Annotated in this window: 6 protein-coding genes; 5 read left to right on the top strand and 1 reads right to left on the bottom strand. The window is 69.9% G+C overall.

The window, feature by feature from the left end:
- Positions 1 to 457 precede the first annotated feature (457 nt).
- The 5 genes from VE172_RS12835 (at position 458) to VE172_RS12815 (ending at position 5,059) form a co-directional block, all read left to right on the top strand.
- Entirely contained in the window at positions 458 to 1,663 is a 1,206-nt protein-coding gene (locus tag VE172_RS12835) for a PucR family transcriptional regulator (protein ID WP_324802170.1), read from the top strand.
- Positions 1,664 to 1,728: 65 nt separating this feature from the next.
- Positions 1,729 to 2,535: an SDR family NAD(P)-dependent oxidoreductase gene (locus VE172_RS12830; protein WP_324802167.1), complete on the top strand. Its 807-nt coding sequence runs from the start codon at positions 1,729 to 1,731 to the stop codon at positions 2,533 to 2,535.
- A 45-nt stretch (positions 2,536 to 2,580) separates the two neighbouring features.
- On the top strand, positions 2,581 to 3,141 hold the full coding sequence (locus VE172_RS12825; protein WP_324802165.1) for an RNA polymerase sigma factor: 561 nt from the start codon (positions 2,581 to 2,583) through the stop codon (positions 3,139 to 3,141).
- Complete coding sequence (locus VE172_RS12820; protein WP_324802162.1) at positions 3,138 to 3,698, top strand: methylated-DNA--[protein]-cysteine S-methyltransferase; 561 nt, start codon at positions 3,138 to 3,140, stop codon at positions 3,696 to 3,698. Before VE172_RS12825 ends, VE172_RS12820 begins: the two co-directional genes overlap by 4 nt.
- Before the next feature lie 629 nt (positions 3,699 to 4,327).
- Positions 4,328 to 5,059, top strand: a complete 732-nt coding sequence (locus VE172_RS12815; RefSeq protein ID WP_324802159.1) for a ZIP family metal transporter — start codon at positions 4,328 to 4,330, stop codon at positions 5,057 to 5,059.
- Here the strand turns inward: VE172_RS12815 and VE172_RS12810 are convergent.
- Entirely contained in the window at positions 5,049 to 6,125 is a 1,077-nt protein-coding gene (locus tag VE172_RS12810; protein ID WP_324802156.1) for an alpha/beta fold hydrolase, read from the bottom strand. The two genes, VE172_RS12815 and VE172_RS12810, sit on opposite strands and share 11 nt — an antisense overlap.
- Between the last annotated feature and the right edge of the window lie 89 nt (positions 6,126 to 6,214).

The following is a 6,214-nucleotide window of genomic DNA, read 5'->3' as shown; positions in this document are numbered from 1 at the left end:
CCGCGCCGACCAGGATGACGGCGGTGCGCGGGCTGGCCAGCCGCACCCGCTGTGTGAAGCGCGCGGCGTCGGGCCGCGCCATCGCGGCATCGACGATCACGACGTCGGCGGGGCGTCGCAGCAGCCCGGTGAACACCGCCTCGCCTGACGTCACCGTCCGCACCGTGTGGGCGATTCCCTGCTCGGTAGCGAAACCCGTGATGCCTTGTGCCGCAACGATAGTGCGCGAGCAGATGACTACCGATAGCAATGTCTGTCCTGTCAGCCAGGGGCACACCCCGCGCGCCCGAAACGCGGCTTCGCCGCCGACGGAAGCGATGTGCGCCACGTCATATAGATTGACGCGTGAGCGCGGTCGAGGTCATTGGCGCGGCGGACAGCGTTTCGGACGGCGCGTTGTTCCCGTACACAGCCCGTGCGGATCGCGGCCGCTTCCTAGACTCGGAGGGTGGGCGCGATGGAAGCGGTGCCGGTCGAATCGACCAGCTCGACCGCGAGGGAGGTCGTTCGGCGCCTGAGCCTCGACCTGGACACCCTGTTCGATCGGATCACCTCGAGGCTCTTGACCGACATTCCGCTGTACGCCTCGGGCGCGGCGGGAACCCGCCAGCAGCTGTGGTCGATCGTCGAGGCCAACGTCCACGACGCGTTCGATCGGTTGGTGGGCAACAAACACGACCTGCTGGCCGCGGTGGCGTCCGGGAGGTTGCGGGCGCAGCAGGGCGTGCCACTGCCCGACGTGCTGACGTCGTTTCGCATCGGCTACGACGAGCTGTGGGCGGCGATGATCCACGAGGCGCGCCAGGAGCCGCTCATCGCGGCCGACGAGATGGTCGACCTGTCGCACAACATGTTCCGCCTCCACAACCTGGTCGGCGACACCCTGATCCACGCGTACCGCGAGGAGGCCCAGCACCTGCTGTTGACGCGGGAACGCGAGCGGGCGGCGCTGGTGAGCGTGCTGCTGTCGGAGGACATCGGCCTGGCCACCGTGGTCGAGGTCGCCGAGATGCTGCGCCTGCCGGTGGAGGGGGTGTTCGTCGTGGTCGCCGCGGCGACCCAGCTCGGCCAGGACCCGATCCCCCGGGTGGACTCGCAGCTGTCGGCCGTCGACGTGGCCTCGGTGTGGCAGCTGCGGCAGGACGCCCTGGTCGGGGTGTTGTCCCTGGACAAGCCCTCCCGCGTCGCGCCGGCGCTGGAGGTGTTGGGCCGTCACGCTTCCGGGCCCATCGGCGTCAGTCCGGTCTTCGCGCCCCTGCGGCGCGCCTCCTGGGCGCTGGGCCTGGCCCAACTCGTGTTGCAGCGCAACGACGGGGCGGCGACGGTGGAGCAGTTCCAGGACAACCCGATGAACGTCCTGATCGCCTCGGCGCCGGACGCCGCGCACGAGACCTCGCGGACGGTTTTGGGCGCGCTGTTGAATCAGCCGCCCGAGCGCCGGGACATGCTGTTGGAGACGTTCGGGGCCTGGATCGAGGCGGGCGGTTCGGCGAAGGCCACGGGCGAGCTCCTGAACTGCCACCCGAACACGGTCCGGCATCGCTTGCGGCGCATCGAATTGGCCACCGGAAAGAACCTCGCCCGCCCGGGCGACGTCGCCGAGCTGGTGGCCGCCTGCCACGCGTGGACCCAGCTGCCGTCGCGGACCTGGGGCCGGACCTAGCGCAACGCCACGGGGCTCCCTGGGGTTTAAGCCACCGACAACAAACCCCGTATCAAGGAGCATCAATGGATTTGCAGTTGTCGGGCAAGGTCGCCGTCGTCACCGGCGCCTCCAAGGGCTTGGGGCTGGCCATCACGCGCACCCTGCTGTCCGAGGGCGCGACGGTGGTCGCGGTGTCCCGCAAGACCAGCCCCCAGCTGGACGCGCTGGCGTCGGAGTCGCTGCTGCACGTGGCGGCCGACCTCACCGATCCCGACGCGCCGTCGCGGGTCGTGGCCCGCGCGGTCGAGGCGTTCGGCGGCGTGGACGTGCTGGTCAACAACGCCGGCGGCCCGCCGCCGGGCGCCAGCCTGCCGCGCTTCGGATTCGCCACGCCGAACGACGACGACTGGCGCGCCATGTTCGAGTTCAACCTGTACTCGGCGGTGCGCGCCATCAGGGCCGCCGTGCCCGAGCTCGTCAAGCGCGGCGGCGGCGCGATCGTCAACGTGTCATCCACCATGGCGCGTCAACCGGGCGCCATGAACGTCGACTACGGCGCGGCCAAGGCGGCGCTGAACCACGTCACCAAGTCGGTGTCGGAGGAGTTCGGTTCGCGGGGCGTGCGCGCCAACACGGTGTCGCCGGGGCCGGTGCTCACCGCGTGGTGGACCGAGGACGGCGGCGCGGCCGACATCCTCGCCGGGGCCACCGGGGCCGACCGCGACGCGGTCATCGAATCCGTCGGGCCGGAGATGATGCGGCTGACCACCGGTCGCTTCGCCGACCCGCAGGAGGTCGCCGACGTGGTGGCGCTGTTGGCGTCGCCGCGCTCGGGCAGCACCACCGGCGCCGACTTCGTGGTCGACTCCGGTGCGCTGAAGGAGGTGTGACGGGTGGCCGCACGTCAGCGACACGAATCAGGAAGGGTGGACGACGTGAGCAACGACCCCGTGGCCGAGGCCCTGGCGAAGGACGTCGACGCCGGCTTCGCCGACCTGTACGGCGCCTACCAGCGGCTGGTGTTCTCGGTGACGCTGCGCCTGTCGGGCAGGCGGGCCGACGCCGAGGACCTCACGGCCGAGGCGTTCCTGCGGGCCTTTCGGGCACTGCTGGGTTACGACACCGACCGCGTTCGCGCCCTGCGCACCCGCGCCTGGCTGATGACGATCGTGATGAACGTGTGGCGTAACCACCAGCGCACCATGGCGCGCAAGCCGCCGCCCGGCGACATCGACGCCGCCCCCGAACCCGTCGACGGCGCCGAAAGCGTCGAGGCGGCGGCGGAACGGCACGACACCGCAGGGCGGCTGGCCGGCCTCCTGGCGAGGCTTCCCGATCCGCAGCGCGAGGCGATCGTGCTGCGCCACGTCGTCGACCTCCCGGTCGGCGACATCGCGTCCATCCTCGGCATGGCCGAGGGGACCGTCAGATCCCATATCTCGCGGGGCCTGTCCCGGCTCCGCACCGATGCCGTGACCCAAGGAGGGTTGTCATGAACAGTTTTGATCGCGACCCGGTCCTCACCGATCTGGCGGCGCTGCCGATGGACGCGCCCGACGGCCTGCTGGACCGCATCGCCACCCGCTGGTCGCGGGTGGGCGCCCCGATCGGGGAGCTGGCGGTGGCGTTCACCAGGCGGGGCATCGCGTTCGTGCGTCCCGACGACGCCGACTTCGCGCCCGCGTTCCGCCAGCGTTTCGCCCGCCCGCTGCTGCCCGCGCCCGCGGTCCCCGACGGACTCGCCGAGGCGCTGTCCACGGGCGACGGCACCGACCTGGACGTGGACCTGGACGCGGCGGGGGAGTTCCAGCGCTCGGTGCTGGAGGCGACCCGCTCGATCCCTGTCGGCCAGGTGCGCCCCTACGCCTGGGTCGCCGCCGAGATCGGCCGCCCCAAGGCGGTGCGCGCCGTGGGGACCGCCCTGGCCACCAACCCGGTGCCCCTGGTGATCCCGTGCCACCGAGTGGTCCGCACCGACGGCTCCCTGGGCCAGTACATCTTCGGCCCCGACACCAAACGCGAGTTGTTGAAGCGCGAGCACGCCGACGTCTGAGCGCCACCACCAACCCCCCCCTCCCGCCAGCGCGGTACGAGCCCACGTGCACTGTGAGCAGTCCCGTTCCTGGCGGGAGGGGGTCTGTCTCTCCTCCCGCCAGTTCGGTTCGAGCCCAGGTTCACTGTGGGCGGTTCGGTCCCTGGCGGGAGGGGGTCTCCCTCCCTGTGCCGTTGGTTGGTACGAGCCCATGTGCGCTGTGGGGAGTCCCGTTCCTCGCGGGAGGGAGTTGTTCTCCGCTCCCGTCAGTTCGGCACGGGCTCACGCGCACTGCGGCCAGTCCCGTTCCTGGTGGGAGGGCGTCTGTCTCTCCTCCCGTCAGTTCGGTTCGAGCCCACGTGCGCTGTGGGCGGTTCGGTCCCTGGCAGGAGAGCGTTTTCCCTCCCTGTGCCGTTGGTTGGTTCGGGGCCAGGTTCACTGTGGGCCGTTTGGTCTCTGTCGGGAGGAGGTCTCCGTCCCTGTGCCGTCGGTTGGTCCGAGCCCAGGTTCACTGTGGGCCGTTCGGTCCCCGACGGGAGGGAGTTTTTCGGCGATTCAGGGGTCAGGCGTCGCGTCTCAGGTGAGCCCTCGAGGGGGAGTTCCGCGTGTCTGGCGCTTTGGCGTGGTGAATCACGGCATGCTGTGCGGCTATGGCGATCCTGCTGGCGGCTGCCGCGTTCTGCGCCACCCTGACGGGTGGCTTCGTCGCGTTGCGGGCGCGGCGCGCGCGTTACCTGGTGCTGGGTCTGGCGGCGGGGGTGATGCTCGGGGTGGTGGCGATGGACCTGATGCCCGAGGCGCTGGAGCTGGCGGGCCACCGCGTGTTCGGGGTGCCCGTGGCGATGTTGACGGCGTCGGCGGGGTTTCTCACCATTCACGTGCTGGAGCGGTCGCTGGCGATCCACCGTGGACACGAGGGGGCGTTCGAGTCGCACAGGCACTCCCTGCAGTCGGTGGGGATGCTGGCGGGTTTGGGCCTTGTTGTCCATAGTGTCTTGGACGGGATCGGCATCGGCCTGGCGTTTCAGGCCAACGCCGCCATCGGCGTCACCGTCGCGATCGCGGTGGTCTCGCACGACTTCGCCGACGGCTTCAACACCTTCACGATCACCACGCTGTACGGCAACGCCCGCCGCCGCGCCCTGACCCTGTTGCTGCTGGACGCGGTGGCCCCCGTCGTCGGCGCGGTCCTGGCCAGCCTGATCTCGGTGCCGCAGGGCGCCATCGGCGGCTATCTCGGATACTTCGCGGGCTTCCTGCTGTACCTGGCCACTTCGGACATTCTGCCCGAGGCGCACGCCAACCACCCCTCCCGGCTCACCCTGCTGTGCACCGTGGGAGGGGTGGCGTTCATGTGGGTCGTGGTGGGCCTCAGTCAGTGACCAGCCGTTGGCGCTCGATGGCGGGCTTGACGCGGGTCAGCATCAGCTCGAGGAACTGGCCGGGTTCGCGGAAGGACGCGAAGTGGCTGGCGCCGTTGATCAACGCGAAGTCCTTCACCGGGGCGTTGACCCGATCGAAGAACTCCCGCGCCGCGCTCGGCGGGGTCAGGACGTCGTGCTCGCCCTGGAAGACGAAGAACGGGACGGCGAAGTCGGTGCCGTCGGCGTAGTCGTCGAAGGCGACGGTCTCGATGGTCATCTGCTCGGAGTGGTTCATGCCCTTGAAGAAGTGCCCGAGCTCGCGCAGCGAGTGCAGCGGGGAGAACCACAGCGAGCGCACCACGACGGTCTTCATGGTGTCGAAGGTCAGGGGGTCGGTGGTCACGGTGAGCTTGGCGACCTGGGCCCACTGGTGGGCCGTCCATTGGTGAGCGTCGGGTCCCATGGCGCGCAGCTGCGCGGCGTCCTTCTTCTTGCCGCTGTTGGTGACCCGCTCCAGCAGCGCGTGGTAGCCCGAGCGGTCGCGGCCACCGTCCATGATGTTTTGGTCGGTGCCGACGTACGCCGAGAACCACTGCGGGTACTGGCGCGCCAGCCGCAGCCCGAAGACGCTGCCGAAGGAGTTGCCCACCAGCACCAGCTTGTCGACGCCCATGCGGTGGCGGATGTGCTGGGCGACCTCGACGGCGTCGGCGTACATCCGCGCGAAGCCCAGCGGGCCGGCCCCGTTGCGGCCGAAGGTCTTGCCGGCGCCGCGCATGTCCCAGCGCACGATCGTGAAGTGCTTCTCCCAGTCGCGGGTGCGCGGAATGAAGATCGAGTTGGAGGCGCCGGGACCGCCGTGGATCTCCATCACCACGGGGTTGGCGAGGTTGTCGCCGCGGATGGAGATCCACTGGTCGATGCCGCCGATGCGCACGAAGCCCGATTCGTCGATGCCGCGGGTGGTGTCGATGCGCAGCCGCGTCGCGGCGTTGTGGCGCTTGAGTTGCCGGTAGCCGAGCAGGCCCGCGGCGGGGGCGGCGACGAGGGTGGCGGCGGAGGCGGCGAGAAGGGTGGTCAGCATTGTTACTCCAATAAACTGTTTATGTCATACGCGATTGAGTTTATGTTATACACAGTTCTTGACCGGCGTCAACCCGAAACGGAGATCCG

This window comes from Stackebrandtia sp., assembly GCF_035643755.1.
In the GTDB taxonomy this organism is placed as follows: domain Bacteria; phylum Actinomycetota; class Actinomycetes; order Mycobacteriales; family Micromonosporaceae; genus Stackebrandtia.
Note: the sequence above shows the minus strand (reverse complement) of the source record. Positions and strands in the feature narration are given on the sequence as shown.

Coding starts and splice junctions, on each gene's coding strand:
- VE172_RS12835 (WP_324802170.1), top strand. CDS start 458: ATGGAAGCGGTGCCGGTCGAATCGACCAGCTCGACCGCGAGGGAGGTC.
- VE172_RS12830 (WP_324802167.1), top strand. CDS start 1,729: ATGGATTTGCAGTTGTCGGGCAAGGTCGCCGTCGTCACCGGCGCCTCC.
- VE172_RS12820 (WP_324802162.1), top strand. CDS start 3,138: ATGAACAGTTTTGATCGCGACCCGGTCCTCACCGATCTGGCGGCGCTG.
- VE172_RS12815 (WP_324802159.1), top strand. CDS start 4,328: ATGGCGATCCTGCTGGCGGCTGCCGCGTTCTGCGCCACCCTGACGGGT.
- VE172_RS12810 (WP_324802156.1), bottom strand. CDS start 6,125: ATGCTGACCACCCTTCTCGCCGCCTCCGCCGCCACCCTCGTCGCCGCC.